At 68.9% G+C, this 22,165-nt stretch carries 17 protein-coding genes and 2 pseudogenes; 18 read left to right on the forward strand and 1 reads right to left on the reverse strand.

Annotation, left to right across the window (positions count from 1 at the left end):
• Window positions 1-451 precede the first annotated feature (451 nt).
• From OG766_RS34685 to OG766_RS34765, 17 genes and pseudogenes are all read left to right on the forward strand, one after another.
• Window positions 452-1,081, forward strand: a complete 630-nt coding sequence (locus tag OG766_RS34685) for a hypothetical protein (RefSeq protein ID WP_266389071.1) — start codon at window positions 452-454, stop codon at window positions 1,079-1,081.
• Between the two features lie 513 nt (window positions 1,082-1,594).
• Window positions 1,595-3,106 (forward strand): MFS transporter, encoded by a 1,512-nt coding sequence (locus OG766_RS34690; protein WP_266389073.1) that lies wholly within the window; start codon window positions 1,595-1,597, stop codon window positions 3,104-3,106.
• Between the two features lie 225 nt (window positions 3,107-3,331).
• A complete protein-coding gene (locus OG766_RS34695; RefSeq protein WP_328727160.1) occupies window positions 3,332-3,919 on the forward strand; it encodes a TetR/AcrR family transcriptional regulator in 588 nt (195 codons plus the stop codon).
• A gap of 376 nt (window positions 3,920-4,295) precedes the next feature.
• On the forward strand, window positions 4,296-4,925 hold the full coding sequence (locus OG766_RS34700; protein WP_266389071.1) for a hypothetical protein: 630 nt from the start codon (window positions 4,296-4,298) through the stop codon (window positions 4,923-4,925).
• A 106-nt stretch (window positions 4,926-5,031) separates the two neighbouring features.
• Window positions 5,032-6,360 carry a Dyp-type peroxidase gene (locus OG766_RS34705; RefSeq protein WP_328727161.1) on the forward strand — a complete coding sequence of 443 codons (1,329 nt, stop codon included), beginning with the start codon at window positions 5,032-5,034 and terminating at the stop codon, window positions 6,358-6,360.
• 36 nt (window positions 6,361-6,396) lie between these two features.
• Window positions 6,397-7,566, forward strand: a complete 1,170-nt coding sequence (locus OG766_RS34710; protein WP_328727162.1) for a DUF4331 family protein — start codon at window positions 6,397-6,399, stop codon at window positions 7,564-7,566.
• Window positions 7,563-8,636: a tetratricopeptide repeat protein gene (locus OG766_RS34715; protein ID WP_328727163.1), complete on the forward strand. Its 1,074-nt coding sequence runs from the start codon at window positions 7,563-7,565 to the stop codon at window positions 8,634-8,636. Before OG766_RS34710 ends, OG766_RS34715 begins: the two co-directional genes overlap by 4 nt.
• A 229-nt stretch (window positions 8,637-8,865) precedes the next feature.
• Window positions 8,866-9,912 carry a zinc-binding dehydrogenase gene (locus tag OG766_RS34720; protein WP_328727164.1) on the forward strand — a complete coding sequence of 349 codons (1,047 nt, stop codon included), beginning with the start codon at window positions 8,866-8,868 and terminating at the stop codon, window positions 9,910-9,912.
• Between the two features lie 93 nt (window positions 9,913-10,005).
• Window positions 10,006-10,683, forward strand: a pseudogene (locus OG766_RS34725) (GTP cyclohydrolase II).
• Between the two features lie 228 nt (window positions 10,684-10,911).
• Window positions 10,912-11,448: a GNAT family N-acetyltransferase gene (locus tag OG766_RS34730; protein WP_328727165.1), complete on the forward strand. Its 537-nt coding sequence runs from the start codon at window positions 10,912-10,914 to the stop codon at window positions 11,446-11,448.
• 104 nt (window positions 11,449-11,552) lie between these two features.
• Entirely contained in the window at window positions 11,553-13,034 is a 1,482-nt protein-coding gene (locus tag OG766_RS34735) for an ABC transporter substrate-binding protein (RefSeq protein WP_328727166.1), read from the forward strand.
• 5 nt (window positions 13,035-13,039) lie between these two features.
• The gene (locus OG766_RS34740; RefSeq protein WP_328727167.1) at window positions 13,040-14,926 is read left to right on the forward strand and encodes an ABC transporter permease subunit; all 1,887 of its coding nucleotides are present in this window, start codon (window positions 13,040-13,042) and stop codon (window positions 14,924-14,926) included.
• Window positions 14,923-16,233, forward strand: coding sequence for an MDR family MFS transporter (locus tag OG766_RS34745; RefSeq protein ID WP_266389097.1), 1,311 nt, complete (start codon window positions 14,923-14,925; stop codon window positions 16,231-16,233). The genes OG766_RS34740 and OG766_RS34745 overlap by 4 nt, the downstream gene beginning before the upstream one ends.
• Before the next feature lie 168 nt (window positions 16,234-16,401).
• Entirely contained in the window at window positions 16,402-17,109 is a 708-nt protein-coding gene (locus OG766_RS34750; RefSeq protein ID WP_266389100.1) for a hypothetical protein, read from the forward strand.
• A 238-nt stretch (window positions 17,110-17,347) separates the two neighbouring features.
• On the forward strand, window positions 17,348-17,959 hold the full coding sequence (locus OG766_RS34755; protein WP_266389102.1) for a histidine kinase: 612 nt from the start codon (window positions 17,348-17,350) through the stop codon (window positions 17,957-17,959).
• A gap of 460 nt (window positions 17,960-18,419) precedes the next feature.
• Window positions 18,420-19,295, forward strand: a complete 876-nt coding sequence (locus tag OG766_RS34760; protein ID WP_266389105.1) for a fumarylacetoacetate hydrolase family protein — start codon at window positions 18,420-18,422, stop codon at window positions 19,293-19,295.
• Window positions 19,296-19,357: 62 nt separating this feature from the next.
• Entirely contained in the window at window positions 19,358-20,278 is a 921-nt protein-coding gene (locus OG766_RS34765; RefSeq protein ID WP_266389108.1) for a VOC family protein, read from the forward strand.
• 446 nt (window positions 20,279-20,724) lie between these two features.
• Here the strand turns inward: OG766_RS34765 and OG766_RS36800 are convergent.
• Window positions 20,725-20,913 (reverse strand): annotated as a pseudogene (locus tag OG766_RS36800) (ATP-binding protein); the annotation flags it as partial.
• 432 nt (window positions 20,914-21,345) lie between these two features.
• Here OG766_RS36800 and OG766_RS36805 point away from each other — a divergent pair.
• Window positions 21,346-21,585 carry a hypothetical protein gene (locus tag OG766_RS36805; RefSeq protein ID WP_443045582.1) on the forward strand — a complete coding sequence of 80 codons (240 nt, stop codon included), beginning with the start codon at window positions 21,346-21,348 and terminating at the stop codon, window positions 21,583-21,585.
• The last annotated feature ends 580 nt before the right edge of the window (window positions 21,586-22,165 follow it).

Below are 22,165 nucleotides of genomic sequence, written 5' to 3' on the forward strand. Positions count from 1 at the left end.
GGCCGCCTTCTGGCGGCACTCCTTCTGCGTTCCATACGCTGTATGGAAGTACAGTGATATCAGAGTATGTCCGGAAATGTCCAACTCGGGGTTCGCGGAGTCGAGGTGCAGCTGGCTGAATCTGGTCGCGACCTGGGTGTGCGAGCCTGTCGAGTAGTCGAGGCGTGGTTTGCGGCGGACCGGCGGTCGTGCGGTGTCGGTCCGCCCTGCTGATGGCATCCCCGGTCGACGCGCCGATCTGGCTGGGGATGCCAGGGCTGCCTGCTTCTGTGACCGCATGCGACTGAAGGGGCCGGTGTGACGCAGGTCACTTTGAGACAAGTTGACTCATAGGCTCTCTGTGAGTCAATCTGTCTCACACAAGGGTTCGCGAAAGGCTAGATATCGCGACTATCCACAGATATCGCTAATGCCGTCGCATTCGCGCATGAGGTCTCTAATGGAGGAAACCATGACCGCTACGACCACGACGAAGGCGGGCAAGGGCAACACCGACGGAGTCGTCTCCGAGATGGCCACCTACTTCCACGTCAAGCCGGGGCACGAGCAGGAGGTGGCGGCGGCCTGCCAGCGGATGGTCGAAGCCCTGAAGCAGGCCCCCATGGCCGCCACCATCAAGACCGGTCTGCGGGACACCCGCCACGTGCTCTTCAACAACGGCACGGAACTGCTGTGGGCCACCACCTTCGAGACCGAGTGGGCCCCCTACATCGACGACGCGTTCCTGACCGTCGGCTTCGAGCACTTCGTGGACTGGATGCAGCACACCACCGAGTGGGAAACCAAGATCGCCCCGTGGATCGAGGAGTCCGGCGGCCTCGAGTCGCTCACGGGCGACAAGACGCGCGAGGGCTTCGAGGAGCACATCCTCGCCAACATGGCCGGCATGAGGCAGATCCTGCAGGACGGGCAGCAGAAGGCCGCCGCCTACTGGAACCCGGTCAGCTTCCTGACGATGTCGGAGATCACCAAGGCCGACCGGATCAACGCCGCCTTCCAGGAGGTCCTGGACGACCCCGCCGCCGAGGAGGCCCTCCAGCACCCGGCCCTCCAGCCGCTGCTCGCCCAGGCCGCCAGCTGACCCACCACACACCCCGGAGGGGGCACCATCCCGCCCCCTCCGGCCCCCACCCCCTCCACAACCCACGTGAGCACGTCGACACCCTGCCCACCCTCCAGGAGTGGGGCCTCGACCACGGGTGAGTCGCGGGCGACAACGCGCCCAGGTCCCGACCTGGCCGCCGGAGAGGGCGCGTAGTGCCAGCCCAACGAGCAGCGCGCCGTACGTCAGGCCTCGGTGCTCGCCGACAACGTGGTCGCGGCTCTGTGCGGCAGGCCGCTGAAGGAGTTGCGGCACAAGGACCTGGGCGCGGCAGCCGTCTGCCGACGCTGATCCGCGAGATGCCCGTGTTCGTGGGCTGGATCTGGCCTCCCTGCTGAATCGGGAAACCGCCGGCTTCATCGAACTGGACCAGCCGCGCGCCCCGTTCACCGAGGCGGCTACGCCGTCCCACAGTCGTACCTGATCTCTCCGCCCGTTCTTTCCTTTTCTCTTTCCGTCATACCCCCGTCCGCTGTCTGGAGGGCTGTCCCCATGTCCCAGAACGTCATCGCCGCCGCTCGCGGCGCTGAGACCGCACCTGAGAATTCGCCCGTCGAACCGTCACACCAGCGCCGCTGGTGGATCCTGGTGGTCATTTCCCTCGCCCAACTGATGGGCGTCCTCGACGGCACGATCGTGAACATCGCCCTGCCGTCCGCCCAGCGCGACCTGGGCTTCTCGGACGCCGACCGGCAGTGGGTGGTCACCGCCTACGCGCTGGCCTTCGGCAGCCTGTTGCTACTCGGCGGCCGGGTCGCAGACCTGGTCGGGCGGAAGGTGACCTTCCTGGTGGGTCTGACCGGGTTCGCGGCCGCTTCCATACTGGGAGGCGCGGCGAACGGATTTGGCATGCTCGTCACCGCGCGCGCGATCCAGGGCCTGTTCGCTGCCCTGCTGGCCCCGTCCGCGCTGTCGCTCCTGATGACCACCTTCACCGATCCTCGCGAGCGGGCGAAGGCTTTCACCGTCGCAGGCTCGGTCGCAGGCGCGGGTGGAGCCATCGGCCTGATCCTCGGCGGGGTGCTGACCCAGTACCTGGACTGGCGCTGGACCATGTACGTCAACGTGGCGTTCGCGGTGGTGGCATTCGTCGGTGGCGCAGCCCTGCTGCACCGCACCCCGCGGGACGCATCCTCGAAGCTCGACGTCCCCGGCACCATGTTGGTCTCCGCCGGCCTGTTCTGCCTGGTCTACGGTTTCTCGAACGCCGAGACGCAAGGCTGGGGTTCGGTGGCGACCTGGGGCATGCTGGCGGCCGGTGCCGTACTGGTGGCCCTCTTCGTCTGGCGGCAGAGCAGGGCGGCATATCCGCTGCTGCCCTTGCGGGTCCTGCTGGACCGTAACCGCGGCGCCTCCTTCGCCGCCCTCTTCGTCACTGGCGCGGGCATGTTCGGCGTGTTCCTGTTCCTGACCTACTACCTGCAGCAGGGCCTCGGTTACAGCGCCCTGAAGACCGGCTTCGCCTTCCTGCCCATGATCGTGGCATCGTCGTCTGCCTCCGCCGTGGCCAACAACGTCCTGGTGCCCCGCATAGGACCCAAGCCGGTGGTACCACTGGGCATGGCCATTGCGGCCGCCGGCCTGGTATGGATGACCACGCTGGACCTGAACAGCGGATACATGACGCAGGTACTGCCGCAGCTGGTGCTGGTCGGCGTAGGGCTGGGCACGGTCATCGCGCCCGCGATAAGCCTGGCCACCTCCGGCGTGGCCGCGGCCGACGCCGGATCCGCGTCCGCCGCCGTCAACACCGTCCAACAGGTCGGCGGATCCATCGGCGTCGCCCTGCTCAGCACGATGGCCTCCGAAGCAGTGACCGACTACCTCTCAGACCGCAACCCCAAGGACCCCGGCGTCCTGGCCCAGGCCGGCCTGGAGGGCTACTCCACCGCTTACTGGTGGTCGGCGGCCATCTTCGTCATCGGCCTGGGCGTGACCGCCCTGCTCTACCGCCGCGGTGTGCCCCAGCAGGACGAGAACGTTGCACCCGTCGTTCACATGTGACCGATGGCCGGGTCTGTCTGAAAGGGCGCGGGCCGTGTTGCAGTCACCTGCTGCGACCATCTGCCGTGCACGCGGAAGCAACGACGGAGGTGGCAGGGCGCCTTTGACGGGGCAGCCCCGGGAGAGTCGTGCAGATTCGCTGCGCCTTACCTCTCTTTCCCTATGAGACGTGATGTCTCATAGTAAACTGCAAGCCGTATCGTCTCACAGAAGGGAAACGGAGAGGTGGAAGACAGAACCGATCCGCGTCTGTTGCGCAGTCGTGAGGCCATGGTCTCGGCGGCCACCGCGTTGCTCACGGAAGGCGGGCTGGAGGCCGTGACGCATCAAGCGGTTGCCGCCCGGGCCGGCGTTGGCAGGGCCACCGTCTATCGGCACTGGCCCGGCCTTCTCGACCTGCGGCTGGCCGCGCTGGAAGCCGGCATGCCGCCTCTGCCTCCAATGCCTGAGGAGCTTCGGGTCGCTTCGGGCAACGATCCGCGAGCCGAGCTCGTTCACCGTCTGGGCGTGCTTGCCGAGCGATGGGACGACGAGCGAGCAGGCGCCGTCCTCGCTGCGGTCCTCGGCGGCTCACGGCATGACGAAGGCATGCGTCGCCTCCGCGATTCGCTGCTGAACCAGATCGCCGATGCCCTGCGTCCCGCTGTTGCCGAGGCCGTGAAGCGCGGCCAGCTCCGGCCCGACGTCACCCCCGAAACCTTTGCCATGGCCACCGCGGGGCCCCTGTTCTTCGAGCGCTTTCTCGCCGGGAACCGCCTGGGGCGTGACACCGTGGACGCCGTTGTGGATGCCGCCATGCGGGGCTGGTCCTAGCGTCGTTGAATCCCCGGCGTGGCTGAATGTCCGCCGTTCGGCCGGGGCTCATCGAGGTGGCAGTCCTTCGCATCCGTGCAGGGCTGCGAGGGTCCTGTCACCTCGGGTTCCCCCACGCTTCAGTAGCGGCCGGCCGGCCTGTCGGCACCAACCGATCGGCTCGCAGTCCGTCGCGGGCGGGTGTCACCGATCCGATCATGCGCACCTTCGAACTGAACCGGTGTGACGCAGGTCACTTTGAGACAAGTTGACTCATAGGCTCTCTGTGAGTCAATCTGTCTCACACAAGGGTTCGCGAATAGCTAGATATCGCGACTATCTACAGATATCGCTAATGCCGTCGCATTCGCGCATGAGGTCTCTAATGGAGGAAACCATGACCGCTACGACCACGACGAAGGCGGGCAAGGGCAACACCGACGGAGTCGTCTCCGAGATGGCCACCTACTTCCACGTCAAGCCGGGGCACGAGCAGGAGGTGGCGGCGGCCTGCCAGCGGATGGTCGAAGCCCTGAAGCAGGCCCCCATGGCCGCCACCATCAAGACCGGTCTGCGGGACACCCGCCACGTGCTCTTCAACAACGGCACGGAACTGCTGTGGGCCACCACCTTCGAGACCGAGTGGGCCCCCTACATCGACGACGCGTTCCTGACCGTCGGCTTCGAGCACTTCGTGGACTGGATGCAGCACACCACCGAGTGGGAAACCAAGATCGCCCCGTGGATCGAGGAGTCCGGCGGCCTCGAGTCGCTCACGGGCGACAAGACGCGCGAGGGCTTCGAGGAGCACATCCTCGCCAACATGGCCGGCATGAGGCAGATCCTGCAGGACGGGCAGCAGAAGGCCGCCGCCTACTGGAACCCGGTCAGCTTCCTGACGATGTCGGAGATCACCAAGGCCGACCGGATCAACGCCGCCTTCCAGGAGGTCCTGGACGACCCCGCCGCCGAGGAGGCCCTCCAGCACCCGGCCCTCCAGCCGCTGCTCGCCCAGGCCGCCAGCTGACCCACCACACACCCCGGAGGGGGCACCATCCCGCCCCCTCCGGCCCCCACCCCCTCCACAACCCACGTGACGACTCCGTCCACGCAAGACAGTTCTGGAAGGCATCATGAGCATCGATCAGGGCAGCGCCCTAGAGCTCGGCGACATCCAGGCCGCTGCTCTCCAGCCACGGCCGACGCCCTACGCGGGCTTCTACCTCGCCCTGCGCATCGACGACCGGCGGCAGGGGCGCGAGCTTCTGCGGCGGCTCACCCCTGTCCTCGACTCGGTGGCCTCGTTCGACCTCGAGCGTCAGGTCTCGCTCGCCGTGGCACTCAGCTTCCAGGGCCTGAAGGCCTTGGGGGTGCCCGAGGAGTCGCTGGCCACCTTCCCGGAGGAATTCCGGGAGGGCATGGCCGCGCGGGCGGAGTACATCGGGGACGTTGGAGAAAGCGCGCCGGAGAACTGGGAGGGCCCGCTCGGTTCAAACGACGTGCACCTCATCCTGGCCGGACTCGCCCCGGATGCAGCCCGCCTGGAGACGGTCCTCCTCCTGGCCCGCGACGCCCTGCGCGATCTGCCCGGCGTCGTTGCCATCTGGCAGCAGGAGGTGCACGTCGGACCGGACGAGAAGGAGCCGTTCGGTTTCCGGGACGGCATCGGTCAGCCGGCGATCGAGGGCACGGGGATCCCCGGCACCAATCCGTACGAAGAGCCTCTCAGGGCAGGCGAGTTCGTTCTCGGATACAAGGACGAGACCCACGGCATCGCACCCGTTCCGCAGCCCGCGGTGCTTGGGCGCAACGGAACGTACGTGGCCTTCCGCAAGCTGCACACGCGAGTCGCCGACTTCCGTCAGTATCTCCGCGACCGTGCCAAGGACCCCGCCGACGAGGAGCTGCTGGCGGCCAAGTTCGTCGGTCGCTGGCCCAGTGGTGCCCCGTTGACGCTGACGCCGGACAAGGACGACCCGGAACTCGGTGCCGATCCCGAGCGCAACAACGCGTTCATGTACGGCGACGACCCGGAGGGCCTCAAGTGCCCGGTGGGCGCACACGCCCGGCGGATGAACCCGCGGGACGCGGTCGTCACCGGTGAGGTGCGTCTGCACCGCATGATCCGGCGCGGTACGACCTATGGCCCGCCGCTGGCCAAGGGAGTGCTGGAGGACGACGGCACCGACCGCGGCATCATGTTCGCCTTTGTCGGAGCGCATCTGGACCGGCAGTTCGAGTTCGTCCAGCGGCAGTGGGTGAACGACGGCAAGTTCATCGGGGCACCCGCGGAGAAGGACCCGCTGATCGGCGTGAACGACGACGGCGGCTTCACGGTCCCGCGCCAGCCGATCCGCCGCCGCTTCAAGGGACTGCCGCCGTTCGTCGTCAACCGGGGTGGCGAGTACTGCTTCATGCCCGGACTGTCGGCGCTGCGCTGGATCGCCGACCTGGACACCTGACATCTCTCACGATCAACACGACAAGGAGCGTTTCTCATGGCTGACCACTTCTCCGGGCCGCGTGCCATCGCCGACCCTGCGTCCGACATCTGCGACGTGTACGCCTTCCCGAGTCCGGAGCGGCCGGGGAAGCTGGTGCTCGTCCTCAACGTGCTCCCGGCCTCGGCCCCCACGGCCCTGTTCTCCGACGCGATCACTCACCGTTTCCGCGTCCGGCCGATCACATCCGTGAGCGAGGGTGCCGCTGCGGCATTCAATGTCGGCGCGGACGAGTACGTCTTCGACTTCACCTTCGACGCCCCCCAGAAGGTCGACGGCACGGACACCCTCGTGCAGGTGGGCACGTGCCAGGCGCCCGACGGCCGGAAGGTCGCCTTCCAGGTCGGCAACGAGGTGCCCACCGAGGCCGAGGGACTGAAGATCTTCGCCGGATCGCGGCTCGACCCGTTCTTCATCGACTTCGTGGGCGTGATGGTCACCGAGGCGACGGGGAAGCTGGGCTTCAGGTCTGATGCCAGCAACGTTCTGGAGGGCCTGAACGTGCTGAGCATCGTGCTTGAAGTCGACGCCGCGGTGCTCGGTCCGGCCGCCGGCTCGCTGGTGGCGGTCGTCGGCGAAACGGTGACTTCCGGCGGGCGCCCGTACCGGCTGGAGCGCATGGGCCGGCCGGAGATCAAGAACGTCGTCATGTCGCCCAAGAAGTTCGACACCGTCAACAGCGATCTGGAGATCCGCGACCTCTTCAACGAGGAGGACGCCTTCAGCATGCGGCCGGACTATGCGGGCACCTACCGCGCACGGCTCAATGCCAACCTGGCCTTCTACGACGGCCTGGACGGCAAGACCGCTTGGCCGCTGGACGAGCAGGGTGCTCACCCGTTGACCGAGCTGCTGATGGCGGACTTCCTCGTCGTCGACCTGTCCAAGCCCTATTCCGAGGACGGCTGTTTCGAGATCGAGACGGCCCTGCTCGCTGGCCGCCCGCACACGACCTGCGGTGGCCGGTCGTTCAACGACGACATCGTGGACACCCTCTTCACGCTGCTGGTGGGCGGCATCGACGGCGAGCGCATCAGGGACGGCGTCGACCACCCGACGCAGCTGGCCACCCGCAGCTTCCCCTACCTGAACGCTCCCAACCCGACCCCGCCGGACCTGGGGGCCCGCCTGGCCGCGCTGGCCCCTCCCGGGGAGGCAGCGGCATGACCGGGGCGTCTCTCCAGGAGTGCGAGCCGGTGACGACGAGTGGCACCATCGCCGTAGCGAATCTGCACGGGCAGATCGACGGCCTGGCCGTACGGCTCAGCCGTGCGGGTACCGGGGAGAGGCCGGCGGCTCCATCGGCGGTGGCGCAAGGGGCGAGTCTGATCGACCTTCTCAACCTCCGAGGCCACATTCTGGGCCGCGTTGCCGACTACGAGCGGGCCGCGGAACTCGCTGAGCGGCTCGTGCACGTTGCACCCGAGGACGGCACGGCCCTGCTCGCCCGCGCCAGGACGCGGGCGACCCTGCACCGCTTCGCCGAGGCCGTTGCCGACCTCGGCGAAGCGGGCCGGAGCGGCGCCGACGAAGCCGCACTGGACGCCGAACGCGCCGTCGTCTTGCAGGCCCTCGGCTACTACGCGGATGCCATGGCCCTGATCCGCAAAGGCGCTGACCGGCAGAGCGACTTCACGACGCTCGGCGCGCTCGCCGTACTTCAGGCCGAGCGCGGGGAGGTCACCGAGGCAGAGGATCTGTTCGGCGACGCGAGGCGCCACTATCGGGGGACCTCGCCGTTCCCACTCGCCCAGCTGGACTTCCGACGCGGTGTGATGTGGCACCGCGAGGGCGACCTCGATGCGGCCCGCGCATGCTACGAGGCCGCCCGGCGCCGTGTGCCCGACTACGCGCCGGCACTGGGCCACCTTGCCGAGGTCGAGCTGCTGCGCGGAAGCCCTCCGGCCGCGGTCGCCCTCCTGCGTCCCCTCACCCGGACCAGCGACGACCCCGAGTACGCCAGTCACCTCGCGGCCGCGCTGCACGCAGGCGGCCGCGTCCACGAGGCGCAACAGTGGCGCGAGCGCGCTGTGACGGGTTACGACGATCTGGTGGTGCGCCACCCGGAGGCGTACGCCGACCACGCGGCCGAGTTCTGGCTCACCGTGGGGGCCGATGCCGACAGAGGGCTCGAGCTGGCTCTGCAGAACCTCACATTCCGTCAGACGGCCCGTGCACATGCTCTGTTCCAGCGAGCTGTCCTCGCGCAGAACTGGGTTGCAGAGGCTGCTCCATAGCCGCCGAACGGCGATGTCGGCGATAGGGGGCACCGACGGGGTCGGCCGGACGGACCGGCATGCCGTTCGGCCGACCCCGCACCAGCCGGCCGGGGGCGATCGTGGCCCGGCTTCTCACCGGCTGCGCCCTCGTCTCTCGACCCTTCGCAGCGTCCCTCACACCTCTGTGGTCCCACGGACTGCCACAGCCCTCCGAATCCGCAACCACCACTCGAGAAAGCGCACAACGATGGACACCATGCTGGCAGGACGCGTCCACCTGGACACGAAGAAGTTCGTCATGGAGGAGATTCCCGTACCCGTACCCGGACCGGGTGAAGTACTGATCGAGGTGAAGGCGGCGGGCGTGTGCCTCTCCGACCTCCACCTCATCGACGGAAGCATCTCTCCGCTGCACCTGAACTCCAATGTGCTCACCCTCGGGCACGAGATCTCCGGTGTCATCCATTCCCTGGGACCCGGCCTCAAGCGGGACCTGACCGTCGGCACACGCGTCGCCCTTCAGGCGGGGCAGCCCTGCCGCGAGTGTGCCACCTGCGTCAGGGGCGGCACGTGCACGTCGTTCCGCGGCCGAGGCGTCGACTACGACGGTGGCTGGTCCCAGTACACGATCGCCCGTGAGGACACCGTCGTCCCCATCCCCGACACACTTCCCTTCGACCAGGCGGCGATCATCCCGGACGCCGTCTCCACCTCGTACGCGGCCCTGGTCGAGACCGTGCAGGTGCGTTCCGCCCAGGCCGTGGGCATCTGGGGAGTCGGCGGGGTGGGCGCCCACGCTGTCCGGCTGGCCCGCATGATGGGTGCGACGCCGATCATCGCCGTCGACCCGCTGCCCAATGCGCGTGCGCGAGCCCTCGCGTTCGGCGCCGATATCGCGCTCGACCCGACCGATCCTGGTTTCGCCGAAGCCGTGCTGCGGGCCACCGACGGCCTGGGCCTGGACTACGCCTTCGACTTCGCGGGCGTTCCCCGGGTCCGGGAGCAGGCGTCGCCCCTCCTCGGTGACCACGGTTCGCTCGTCCTGGTGGGTATCACCATGGAGCCGCTGAAGATCTCGGAGAAGATGACCTTCAACCTGAAGAACAAGAAGGTGTACGGACACTACGGATCCTCGTTCGACCACGTCTACGAGCTGATCCGGCTGGCCGGCAGCGGCCGTCTCGACCTGGCCCCATCCATCACCGACCACATCTCCCTGCCTGACGCCCCCGAGGCGCTCCACCGCCTGGAGAACAAGATCGGCGATCCGATCCGCCTCATTCTCGTTCCCTGACGACTCGACCGAGCGCGTGGGCCGCCCCGGCAACGGCGTCGGCCCATCGCGCGACGAACACTCGCAACCGCCACCGCGGAGAAGCAGACCGACATGCCCGACTCACGCAACGCCACCGCACCCAGCGACAGCAGCCATCCGACCGGCTTGTCGGCAGCCGCGGTGCGCACCCGCGTGACGGTCCCGCTCCGCTTCGGCGATGGCTATGCGGTGACCGCCGACCTCGCCACCTTCCACCACCTCGCCGACGGCCAGGAACACGTGGCCGTCATTCTCGGCGAACCTCCCGCCGACCGGCCCCCGCTGGTGCGCCTGCACTCCGAGTGCCTGACCAGCGACGTCCTCGGCTCGGCCCGCTGCGACTGCGGTCCTCAGCTGCGCGAGGCGGTCGAGCGCATCGCCGCCCGCGGTGGCATTCTGCTCTACCTCCGCCAGGAGGGCCGCGGCATCGGCCTCTACAACAAGCTCGACGCCTACGCCCTCCAGGACCAGGGCCTCGACACGTACGAGGCCAACACGGCCCTCGGCCTCCCCGAGGACGCCCGCGACTAAACCGCCGCGGCGCAGATGCTCGCCGCTCTCGGCATCTCTGAGCTGGACCTGCTGTCCAACAACCCGGACAAGGCGGCCCAGCTGCGCACCCTGGGCCTTACCGTGACCCAGCACGTTCCCACGGGCGTCTTCACCACGGCCCACAACGTCCACTACCTCCGTACCAAGGTGGTCCGCACTCAGCACACACTGCCGCTGACGGAGCTGACGGCGGGCTGACGGCCGACTCCCATCACATCATGGCCCAGCCCTGTCGTCACCGCGATGCCACGTGTGACCAGGCAGCTGGGCCGCGTCGCCGAGCTGGTGGGGGCCGCGACGAGGCGAGCCACTGCAACCACGACCACCCAAGTTCATCGGGCGCCGGACCTGCCTCCGCGTGGAAGACCCTTCCGTACGCAGGGCAGCTCCAGCCACACCGATGGGCTTACCTGATGGGATTTGCAGATGCCCACTTATCGCATCAGAGCCGCGACCACAGACGACATCGACGGGGCTCGGGCCGTGATGCTCGACACCGTCTACCGGGACTTCGGTACCGGGTATGTGCCCCGCTGGCACGGCGACATCATCGATCCGGAGTGCTTCTACCTGGCCCCGCCCCGGCACACGCTGCTGGTGGCGATAGATGAGCGGGACGGGGCGGTGGCTGCAACGGCCGCGCTGGACGCGCGTGGTCCTGCCCATCCACCGAACCCCCGCTGGCTGGCGGAGCGTTACCCGTCGGGCGAGACCGCGCAGCTGCGGCGGGTGTACGTACGGACCGAGCACCGACGGCGCGGGCTGGCCCGGCGGCTGGTGGCCGAACTGCTGGAATTCGCGCAGGCCGACGGCGGCTACCGGTCGGTCTACCTGCACGCGTATCCGGACTCGCCCGGCGCGATGGACCTGTGGCGGTCGCTGGGGAAGGTGGTGTGCGACGAGCGTGACGGGGTGCTCGGCGGGGGTACCGGGATCGTCCACTTCGAGATCCCGACGGCTTGACTGCCAGCTAAATGGAAACGGTAATCACTTACTCTGGTAGATGATCCCTTGATCGACACACCCGAAAGACAAGAACGCGAACGAGAACTTCCTGTCGTCGGCTGGTGGCCGGCCTGCTGCTCACCCCGCTGCTCTCCGGCTGCTTCGCCTCCGGCGGCGCCTCGCTGTCCTCGGATTCGTCAGGCCCGGCCGAGGGCGGACGCCTGCGTGTGGCGCTGGCCTTCACGCCGACACAGAACTTCTCCCCGTACGGCGGCGACGCCCTCCACCTGTCCCGGCTGGGTGTTGCCGAGGGGCTGACCCAACTGGACGCCGACGGCACTGCGGTCCCCGCGCTCGCCGAGTCATGGAACAGCGAGAAGGACGGCAAGAGTTGGCTGTTCACGCTGCGGCGAGCCAAGTTCCAGGACGACACCGAGGTCACCGCGAAGGCCGTCGCCTCCGCTCTCACCCACGCCGCCGCGGCCGAGCCGGCGCCCGCCGCTCTGTCAGGCGTGAAGGTGACCGCCCAGGCGGTGGGCGAGGACCAGGTCCGGGTCGGCACCGGCGAGGCCGACCCGGTGCTGCCGCTGCGTCTGTCGAACCCGAGCCTGGCGGTGTTCTCCCCGAAGGCGTACGGGAAGAAGGGCGCCGTGAACCCAGTGGGCACCGCCACAGGCCCCTTCGAACTCACCAAGATCACCGGCGATACGGCAGCCACCCTGGACCGCTTCCACGACTACTGGGGCGGCCGCGCCCAAGCCTCCGGCGTCGACGCGAGGTTCATCGCTGACGGCACCGCTCGTGCCAATGCCCTGCGCACCGGCCAGACGGACATCGCCGAGGCGATCCCCGTCGCGCAAATCGCCTCCATGGACAAGGACACCGTCCACGAGACGAACACGCCCCGTAACGTCAGCCTGCACCTCAACACCAAGTCCGGCGTGTTCACCGACGGCGGCCTCCGGGCCGCCGCACACAAGGCGATCGACACGTCCGTCATCGCCAAGGACGTGTACGAGGGGTACGCCGAACCCGGCCAGGGCATCTACGGCCGCGCCCTGACCTGGGCGGCCGGCAAGCACGTCGAGGCGACCGGTCGGGCGACGGCCACCGATCCCGACGGCGAGAGCATCACCATCGCCACCTACAGCAGCCGTCCCGAGCTGGCCGAGGTGGCGCAGGTGCTGCAACAGCAGCTTCAGAAGGCCGGGTTCGGGGTGAAACTGGAGGTGCGCGACTACGCACGCCTGGAAGGCGACCTGCTGGCCGGGAAGTTCGACGCCGCCGTCGCAGCCCGCAACATGATGCTCGACACCGGCGATCCCGTCTCCATCCTTACCAGCGACTTCACCTGTGACGGCACGTACAACCTGTCGCTGCTGTGCGACAAGAACGTCGACAAGGCCGCCGCCGAGGCCCAGGCCCTCTCCGGCAGCGCCAAGCGGCAGGACGCCGCCATGAAGGCAGAGGCGGCGATCCTCCGTACCGACGCGGTGATCCCCCTCGCCCACCTGAAGGTCGTCACCGGCATAGGTACGTCGGTGAAGGGCGCGCTGCTCGACCCGTACGAGCGGAAGATCATCGGAACAGGAACCCGGCGCTGAGCCGCATGTCCGGCCGTCCCGGCGTCCGCTCCGCCCTGCTCGCTCTCGCGCGGGGCGGTGGCCTCACGATCTTGTGGCGAGCCGCGCTCACCGCCGCCCTGGTGTGCGGGATCGGCCTACTGCCATGGCTGTCGCGCACCGACCCCGCGCTGACCGTGCTCAAGGCACGGTCAGCGGAGCGCGATCCAACTCCTGGGGCACTGCGGGCCGTACGACGCGAACTCGGCCTGGAAGACGGTCCGCTGCGGCTGCTCGGTGGCTGGCTCGGCGGGCTTCTGCACGGGGATGCGGGCCGGTCCTGGGTCTCCGGCAGCGAGGTGCTGCCGTCCACCGCGCAGGCCCTCGGAGTCTCTCTGCTGCTGATGGCCGGGGCCCTCACCGTGGCGGTATGCACGGCCGTGGCCGTCTGCGCCCGCACTCTGTGGCTGGGCTCGCGGCGTCGGCTCGGCGGACAGGTGCCGGGCGGCGCGGCATCAGGGGTTCTGGCCGCGCTTCCCGAGTTCCTGGTCGCCTCCATGCTGGCCTCGGTCATCGGCGTACAACTGGGCTGGCTGCCCGCCCTCGGCTGGTACGGGCCGCAGTGGATGATCCTGCCTTCCCTCGCCCTTGGCCTGCCCTCCGGCGCGGTTCTTGGGCGAATGCTGGACGACCTCTTGCCTGCCGCGTTCGCCGAGCCGTGGGCGATGGCCGCCGCCGCCCGCGGCCTGCAGCCCAACTCCGTGGCCCGCAAGGTGCTGCGGGGCTGCGTGCCCGGGCTGCTGCCCAGCCTGGGCTTGTTCACGGTCGGCTTGACCGGCGGAGCCGTCGCTGTGGAGCAGATCTTCGACATCCCCGGCCTCGGCCGACTCATCCTGCGCGCCGCCCTCGCACAGGACCTGCCCGTGCTCCAAACCGGCACACTTGCCCTCGTCCTGCTCGCGGCAGCCGCGGGCGCCCTGGCGCGGGTCGCTGCCCACGTGCTGATCGGGCCGGCCCTGCGCGACGGCGCCCTGCACGCCCTGAAGCCGCCCGTCCCCCGCGCGCGCGGCATCCTGCCCTTGCTGTACGGGGCGCTGCTTCTGGCCGTCATCGGCTACGGCCTGCCACGCGACCCGCTCGCGCTGAACACCGGCGCCCGCCTCCAGGCCCCTTCCTGGTCGCACCCGTTCGGCACCGACGCCCTCGGCCGTGACCTCCTGGCCCGCGTCGCCCACGGCGCACTGAGCACCCTCGGCATTGCCCTCGCGGTGAGCGCCGCCGCCCTGGTCATGGGGGTGCTGTTGGGCCTGGTACCACGGTTCTCCGGCCCGGTGGTGGACACAGTCAACGCCGTACCGCCTGTCCTGGCGGGCCTCCTCGTCACCGGTGCCGCCGGCAGCGGACCGTGGACCCCTACGATCGCGGTGGCCGTCGTCGCCTGGTCCCCGTTGGCCACTCACACATCTGCCATCCTCCGGCAAGAACGCGCCACTACCCACCTGACCGCCACCCGCGCTCTGGGGGCCGGAGAGTGGTACCTGCTGACCCACGAACTGCTGCCGGCCGTCGTGTCACCGGTTGTCCGTCACGCCCTGGTCCGACTGCCCGGCAACGCCCTGTCCCTGGCCGCCCTCGGCTTCCTGGGCCTGGCTGCCCAGCCGCCCTCCCCCGAGTGGGGTCTGCTCCTCGCCGAGAACCAGCCGACCGCCGAGCGTGCCCCCTGGGCAGTCCTCGCCCCGGCCGCCGTCCTCGCCCTGCTCGGCGCGCTCGCCGTGACGGCGGGCGGCATGCGTCTGCCCCGGCTGCGGAAGCGGTCCGGGGCTCGCCCCGGTGCACCCGCCGAGCAAGTCCCGCCTACGCCGGAGTCGGCGGGCGCGGACACACGCCTGTACCCCGCCCCTGCCTCACCGATCTCCCGGGCAGAAACCCGATGACGGGCCTCCTTTCCCGTGTCCTGACCCGCCGACCCGTCGACACGACGAAATCGCGGACACCGAAGTCCCCACGCGAGCGGACCTGGAAGTACCTGTCACCGCTGCTGCGGCTGCTGATCCTGACGCAGCTCGCCTTCAACATCGGCTTCTACGCCGTCCTGCCGTTCCTCGCCGAGCACCTCGGCACCGCGATCGGTATGGCGGGCTGGCTGGTCGGGTTCGTCCTCGGCCTGCGCACCTTCAGCCAGCAGGGCCTCTTCGTCGTCGGCGGCTGGCTCGCGGACCGCTACGGGGTACGCCCGGTCGTCCTGGCCGGCTGCGCGCTGCGGATCGCCGGGTTCGCCTGGCTGGGATATGCGGAGCAGACGTGGGCGGTGATCGGCGCGGTGCTGGCCATCGGCTTCGCCGCAGCGCTGTTCTCCCCGGCGGTGGAGTCCGAAGTGGCCCGGCAAGCAGTGGTCTGGGAGCAAGAAGGCCACGGCGCCAGGACCCGCGTCCTGGCCCTGTTCTCCGCAGCGGGCCAGGCCGGCGCGTTCGTCGGCCCGCTGCTCGGCGGCCTGCTGCTCGCCGTGGACTTCCGCACCGCCTGCCTCGCCGGGGCAGCGGTCTTCGTCCTCGTGCTGGCCGGGCACGCGTGGCTGTTGCCGCAGCACATCCCCGGCCGGATCCGCACCAGGCAGCGGGGCGGGGTCCGCGGGCTGCTGCGCAACCGCCGCTGCCTCGCCCTGTGCTGCGCATACGGCAGCTACCTGCTCGCCTACAACCAGCTCTACCTGATCCTGCCGGACGAGGTGCAGCGCGCGGCGGGCTCCCAGGCGCCCCTGCCTTGGCTGTTCGCGCTGTCGTCCCTGCTGGTCGTCTTCGCCCAACTCCCGGTCACTCGCTGGGCGGGCGACCGGCTCGATCTTCGCCGTTCCATGGCTACGGGGCTGCTGCTCGTCGCGGCCGGTTCGGCGGTCGTCGCTGCCGCGCGCCCTGCCGACTGGACGGGCATCACCGGGCTCCTGCCCGCCGCCGGTTACGTCGTGCTGCTCACTCTGGGGCAGATGCTGGTCGTCCCGGCCGCCCGCGCCTGGGTGCCCGACCTCGCCGATGACGGCCGCATCGGCCTGTACACCGGCGCGCTGTCCTCGGTCTCCGGCCTGATCGTCCTCATCGGCAGCTCAGCCATCGGGTCGCTGCTCGACCTGGGCCTCCCGGCCGCCGTACCCTGGCTGGTCCTCGCCGCCGTACCCGCCCTGACGGTGGCCCTGCTGCCCCACCGCCCGGAAAGGGCCGAGCGGGCGGAAGAAGCGGACCCGGCATGATGACGGCGTCACGGTCGGTTACCTGCCGGCGGTGTCCCCGCCGCCTTAAGGACACTCAGGCGGCCCAGGGTGGCCCAGCTGCGACGCATCGAGAGGCTGGGTCACTCAAGGGTCCCTCGTCATCGAGTCCTATTAGCGTGCCCACCCTGAGGCTGGCACACTGAATTTGTGCTTCCGCTGATGGCCGCTGCTGATCAGAATGCGTTCTCATCGCTTTCTGCTGCCAGCGTTGTGTCGGTCAGCGCATTGGTCTTCACCGTTGCCTCATTCTGGTGGCTCAACGCCAGACAGGGGCGCCTGGAGACGTGGGAGCCTCATTCCTTTGCGGCGATTTGCCACGGATCCATGGTTCGCCTGCGGCTCCCGCTCGTCCTTCACAACACCGGTGCCAAGCCGATAGTTGTGCAGGATCTCATGCTGAGCTTCCCCGATGAGCCCGCCTCTCATCTGCCACTCCTGTGGACGTCTTCACCATCCCGTCTCCAGCCCGGGCCGGACGAGGAGCGGAAGCTGCCGGCCGGATTCGTTGTGGCTGGCAGAGAAGCGCAACAACGCTTCATCGAGTTCGAGGCGCCGTTTTCCGGGTTTGTTCCGGAGGCCCGTGACTACAAGGTTCAAATCCAAGTGAGGGTTGGCCACCGTAAGGGCTGGCGCTCGCTTCTGACGTTCACCTTGAGGACCACCAACATCATCTATCCGGACCGGTACACCGTCTACAACAACGCGCCTCTCGAACTGACGAAGGAAGACCAGAAGAAGGCAGACGCTGCGCTCCTGGAGCTCTTGGAGGGGCGGGAGAAGGGCCCTTCCGCCAAGGACGAGACCGAGGGGCGAGGCTCTTCGAACGACGAGGGCGACACCGGCACGAATCGCTAGAGCGGGAAGGCGGTCCCGGGCTTCGCCGTGGCGAATGTGTCAGCGCCCGCCCGCTGCGGTCGGAGCCGGTCAGGCTGCGGCCGGTGGGTAGACCGTGGCCCGGCGCCGGCTGCCTGCTGCCGACGACGTCACTCGACATCTATGAGACGACTTGACTCACAAAGTATCTCCGATACATACTGTCTCACAGGCGAGGCTCCCGCCGATTACAGGACCTATGAGCAGTTGAGGAGTGGCAATGGACAGGACCGAGAACATCGTCGTCTTCCGCTTCACCGAGCAGGCCTCCGCCTACCAGGCGCTCAGTGAGCTGCAGCGGCTTGGCAGCTCGACCGTGGAGGTCCGGGGCGCGATGCTCGTCGAGCGCCAGGAGGACGGGACGGTGCGGATTCCGGAGGGCGTGGACACCAGGGCGGGAGAGGGCACCCTGGTCGGCGGGCTGGTCGGTTCGGTGGTGGGCCTGCTGGGCGGACCGCTTGGCGTGGTGCTGGGCTGGGGCACCGGCGCCCTGGTGGGCGGCGGCGCCGACTGGCGGCGGGCGACGGAGAGTTCCGGCTTGGTGGCCCTGGTGGCCGACGAGGTCAGCGCTGGCAGCACGGTGCTGGTTGCCGAGGTCGCCGAGCGCGACACGGCAGCGATCGACGTGTTCGCCATGCGATTCGGTGCGGTGCTTGAGCGCAGGCCGGCGGAGCGGGTGCGAGCCGAGGTCAAAGCGGTCCGCGAGGCGGAGTCGGCGGCGGAACGCCATGCCGCCAAGGCACGCCGGGAGCAGAAGAAGGTCCAGTTGGAAGCGACGATGGAGGCGCGCGGGAAGGCGCTCAAGCAGCGGTTCCAACGCCCCGCCGCCTGACTCGCTCACACGTCATCACAGGCAGGGCCCAGGCCGCGGGCCCAGATCCTGTTGCTGTTCGGATGATTCCCGCCTTGCGACACCAGTCGGTGCCCGACCGGTGTCCCCGTACCGATGTGGCCCGGGTTGCCTCCCACGTCCAGGAGGCAGTGGGCCGGACCGTGGCGTATGCCGGCCCCAGGAACGCGAGGGCGATGGCCCTGCTCGGCACCTCGTCCAGGCCAGTCACTACGCACCGGGGGTGGGACGACCCTGGTGCGGCGATGTCCGGCTCAGTCCTGGAAGGCTGGAGCTGACAGCTTCCACGCCACATGAATCGCGGCCGCGACTGTCCTGGTGCCGGGCCGAGGCCTGACTTCGTGGGAACTCGGCCGACCACACGCCCCGCAACCCCGAGCAGCGCGAGAACGGCTGCCCGGCTGATCACCCTTTTCATCCTTTCTCATGGAGGTGTTGTGCCGTGCGCACAGCCAATTTCAACGGCCGTCTGGTGCTCGTCCTCGACAACGGTGTGGTGGACGTCGAGAAGGCCAGCGACGGGCTGTTCTCCTCGGACCCGCAAGCAGTCTTCGACCGCTGGGCCGAGTTCCGCCACTGGGCCCGGTCCGCGGCCGCGACCGGCCACCAGCGGACGCCTTTGGAGGAGCGGCAGTTGGGCGCGCCGGTTCCGCGTCCGCGGCAGGTCTTCGCCGTTGCCTTGAACTACGCCGACCACGTAACGGAGTCGGCGACCGCCGTACCGGAGCGTCCCGCTGTCTTCACCAAGTACCCCACGTCCCTGACCGGGCCCTACGACACGATCGCGCTGCCGAGTGCCCTGGTGGACTGGGAGGTCGAGCTTGTAGCGGTGATCGGTCGCGAGGCGTACCAGGTCGCCGTCCCGGACGCGTGGCATCACGTGGCCGGTCTCACGCTCGGCCAGGACCTCTCGGAGCGCGGCGTCCAGTTGCAGGGGCCGGCGCCCCAGTTCTCGCTGGGCAAGTCGTTCCCCGGCTTCAGCCCGACCGGGCCGGTGCTGGTCACCCCGGACGAGTTCGACGCCCCCGACGACCTCGCACTCGGCTGCTCGGTGGACGGCGAGACCATGCAGGACTCGCGCACCTCCCAGATGATTTTCTCGGTTTCCCAGCAGATCGCCTGGATCTCCGCGATCTGCCCGCTGCTGCCCGGCGACCTGGTCTTCACCGGCACACCGGCCGGCGTGGGCGGAGCCCGGAATCCGCGCCGCTTTCTCGCCCCTGGTGAGGAACTGCGCAGCTGGATCGAAGGCATCGGCGAACTGCGCAATCCGCTGATTGCCGGCCCCAGCTATCCCGAAGGCCCGCAGGCCGCCTGACGCGCGGCCCATCGACCTGCTGCGTACATCACCGCCCACTGAAGCTTTTCGAGGAGACTGCCATGGCCCTGCACCGCGTGGCACACATCACGATCGGCGTTCCCAATGTGGCCGCCACCTCCGCCTACTACGCCGATTTCGGGCTGACCGACCTCGGCGACGGCCGTTTTGCCACTGCTGACGGTGGCGAACAGCTCAAGATCATTCACGCGGCACGACGCCGCCTGGAGGAGCTCACCCTGAGCGCCGACGACCCCGACGACCTGAGTCGGATCGCCTCCGCACTGAACCGGCTGGAGAAGCCGTTCGTCCGGGACTCCCACCGCCTGCGCGCGGTCGACCCGGGCACCGAAGTGACGGTGACCGTGGAGGTGCAGCCGCGCATCGTGCAGTCCCCGGCCGCCCCGGTGCCCTACAACGGCCCCGGGCGGGTCGAGCGGGCAGGCATGCGTGCCCCCGGTGTACTGCGTGAGGGGCCGGTGCGCGTCCGTCGCCTGGGACACGTCGTCCTGGGCTCCACCGACCAGAAGGCTTCCCAGCGCTTCTTCACCGAAGGGCTCGGCTTCAAGGTCAGCGACCTGGTACCGGGCGCGGCGTTCCTGCGCTGCTCCACCGACCACCACAACGTCCTCGTCCAGAAGGCCCCCATCTCCTTCCTCCACCACACCTCCTGGCAGGTGGACGACGTGGATGAGGTCGGACGCGGCGCCACCCGGATGCTGGAAGGCCACCCCGAGCGCCATGTGTGGGGTCTGGGCCGTCATCACCTGGGGGCGAACTTCTTCTGGTACCTCAAGGATCCGGCCGGCAACTTCTCCGAGTACTACTCCGACATGGACTGCATCGTGGACGACCAGCTGTGGACCCCCGAGACATGGGAGGGTGCCAGCGCCCTGTACAGCTGGGGCCCGCCCGTGCCGCCGTCCTTCATCCGCCCCGACGACCTCGCCGCAATGATGACCGGCGCGCACGGCGGCAGCTGAATGAAAGGAACGGAACAGGTCATGCTCACCTGTGCCCAAGGTCGCGCCGCGGATGCATACGACGTGCCGTCGTCGGCGCCGGTCCGGTCGGGCGGACCACGGCCATCCAGCTGGCCACGCGAGGCCGGCGGGTCGACGACGCCGACCCACCGGCCGCTGCCCTCCCCGGTCGCGAACGTGCGCCGAGCGATGGCAGGCAGAGGTGTTGACCGCGCGAGGGAAGCTGCGCGAAGTGGTGTGGATCAATGTGACCGTGTCATCGGTGAACAGTTGATCGCTTCGGCCAGCCAGACCGAGGTGGTGCTTGATGTAGATCGAGGGCGGCCAGAACCGTGAGTTCCGTCGTACGGCGGAGGGCGGGCCGGCCCGACCAGGAGAGCGAATCCTGGTCCACCGACGGCGGCCAACTGACGAAGCCAGCGGATGGAGCACGAAACCGCACTGGGTTACTTGTTGCCGCCTATCTGCGCAACCTCTGATTCATGACACTCGCTCTCGTTCAGCTCGGCCCAGACCGTCTTGCCGTGGCGGGCGTGGCGCGTTCCCCAGTGCTCGGCGAGCTGGGCGACGAGGAGCAGGCCGCGCCCGCCCTCGTCGAAGACACGGGCACGGCGCATGTGCGGGGTGGTGCTGCTGCAAGGAGCAGATCGTCGTCGTAGAGGTCGGGGTTGCGGTCGCGAGAGAACTGCGCGACGCCCAGCGTGGTGCCACGGGCGCACAGGGGCGCGACCAGCGTCGAGTGGACCGGCTGGGCGTCGACAGCGCGGTTGAGTTCCGGGTTCACCGCCGAATGGTCGGGAGGCCCGCCGAGGTGGTGCCGTGAGGGTTGCCCGGTGGTCAGGGCGCGGTCCGGCGGCGATCCGCCAGGGTAGGTGTGAAGCTGCTGCGGCGCGATCGTCGATTCCGGGTAACCGTCGGTCACTGATCGCTGGGTGAGCCGGCGCAGCAGGAGCGGGTCCTCCGCCGTAGTGGTGTGTCCGTGGAGTGCGGACTCCAGCAGATCGACGGTGACGAGGTCGGCGAAGTGCTCGGTGGCGACGTCCGCCAACTCCTGAGTGGTGCGGGCGATGTCCAGCGTGGTGCCGATGCGCATTCCCGCCTCGTTCACCACCGTCAGCCGCCACCGCAGCCGACGGTCCCGCTCCTCCTGGAACGCCACGACGCCCTGCTCCGACGTGCGGTCCATGTACCCGGTCATTGTCGCGATCAGCTGGCGCGCCCCTGCGCTGATCAGCTCGGGATCGCTCGTCAGCCGGGGCAACTTTTCGAGCAATCTGTCGAGAGCGATGCCTTGTGCGAGCCTGTGAGCGCGCAGCACCGCGCTGACGGGTATCCCACGCCGGGCCAACCGCCGCGCCCGTTCCACGTCGGCGACGGGCGGATCGATCCGGCTCGGCTCGATTGCGTGCTCGAGGCCGGCCAATATGCCGACGATGTGCTCGGTGATGTTCTCCGATGTCATGCGGGCGATGTCCGAGGTTTCCCACAGTTCGGGGACTTCACGTCGCAGGCACTGTGCCACCTCTGCGCTCAGCCTGTCCGCGCTCGTGCTGAGCTCGTGCGCGGCACGGTACACAATGCTGTCCGCGGTAACGTCCACAAGGACGACGTTACGCCGTACAGGCGAGTGCGCATCGCCGGGAGGCGCCCTCTTCGAGATCCGTCAGCGTGCGCTCGCCAATGAGCGCAGCAATCGGACGGCCATGATCGACAACACTGTCGGCCTCGCAGAGAGCCTTCCCCTCCCGGCCCATCGCGCAGGCAGCCGAAGCGGCATGGACCCGCCCGGCTGCTGAGGGGACGTGCCGGTGCCCGCCCGACGCGAGGGACGCCAGCCCGTGGAGTGCCGGTCTTAAGGGTCTCGACTCGGTGGCGTTCTTGGAGTAC

The sequence above is a fragment of the Streptomyces sp. NBC_00259 genome (genome assembly GCF_036181745.1).
GTDB classification, from domain to species: domain Bacteria; phylum Actinomycetota; class Actinomycetes; order Streptomycetales; family Streptomycetaceae; genus Streptomyces; species Streptomyces pratisoli.

Bases quoted from the DNA above. Each gene is read 5' to 3' on its own strand.
- OG766_RS36805 (WP_443045582.1), top strand. From the start codon at position 21,346: ATGTCCAGCGTGGTGCCGATGCGCATTCCCGCCTCGTTCACCACCGTC.
- OG766_RS34710 (WP_328727162.1), top strand. From the start codon at position 6,397: ATGGCTGACCACTTCTCCGGGCCGCGTGCCATCGCCGACCCTGCGTCC.
- OG766_RS34685 (WP_266389071.1), top strand. From the start codon at position 452: ATGACCGCTACGACCACGACGAAGGCGGGCAAGGGCAACACCGACGGA.
- OG766_RS34730 (WP_328727165.1), top strand. From the start codon at position 10,912: ATGCCCACTTATCGCATCAGAGCCGCGACCACAGACGACATCGACGGG.
- OG766_RS34765 (WP_266389108.1), top strand. From the start codon at position 19,358: ATGGCCCTGCACCGCGTGGCACACATCACGATCGGCGTTCCCAATGTG.
- OG766_RS34745 (WP_266389097.1), top strand. From the start codon at position 14,923: ATGACGGGCCTCCTTTCCCGTGTCCTGACCCGCCGACCCGTCGACACG.
- OG766_RS34715 (WP_328727163.1), top strand. From the start codon at position 7,563: ATGACCGGGGCGTCTCTCCAGGAGTGCGAGCCGGTGACGACGAGTGGC.
- OG766_RS34705 (WP_328727161.1), top strand. From the start codon at position 5,032: ATGAGCATCGATCAGGGCAGCGCCCTAGAGCTCGGCGACATCCAGGCC.
- OG766_RS34700 (WP_266389071.1), top strand. From the start codon at position 4,296: ATGACCGCTACGACCACGACGAAGGCGGGCAAGGGCAACACCGACGGA.
- OG766_RS34720 (WP_328727164.1), top strand. From the start codon at position 8,866: ATGGACACCATGCTGGCAGGACGCGTCCACCTGGACACGAAGAAGTTC.
- OG766_RS34740 (WP_328727167.1), top strand. From the start codon at position 13,040: ATGTCCGGCCGTCCCGGCGTCCGCTCCGCCCTGCTCGCTCTCGCGCGG.
- OG766_RS34690 (WP_266389073.1), top strand. From the start codon at position 1,595: ATGTCCCAGAACGTCATCGCCGCCGCTCGCGGCGCTGAGACCGCACCT.
- OG766_RS34755 (WP_266389102.1), top strand. From the start codon at position 17,348: ATGGACAGGACCGAGAACATCGTCGTCTTCCGCTTCACCGAGCAGGCC.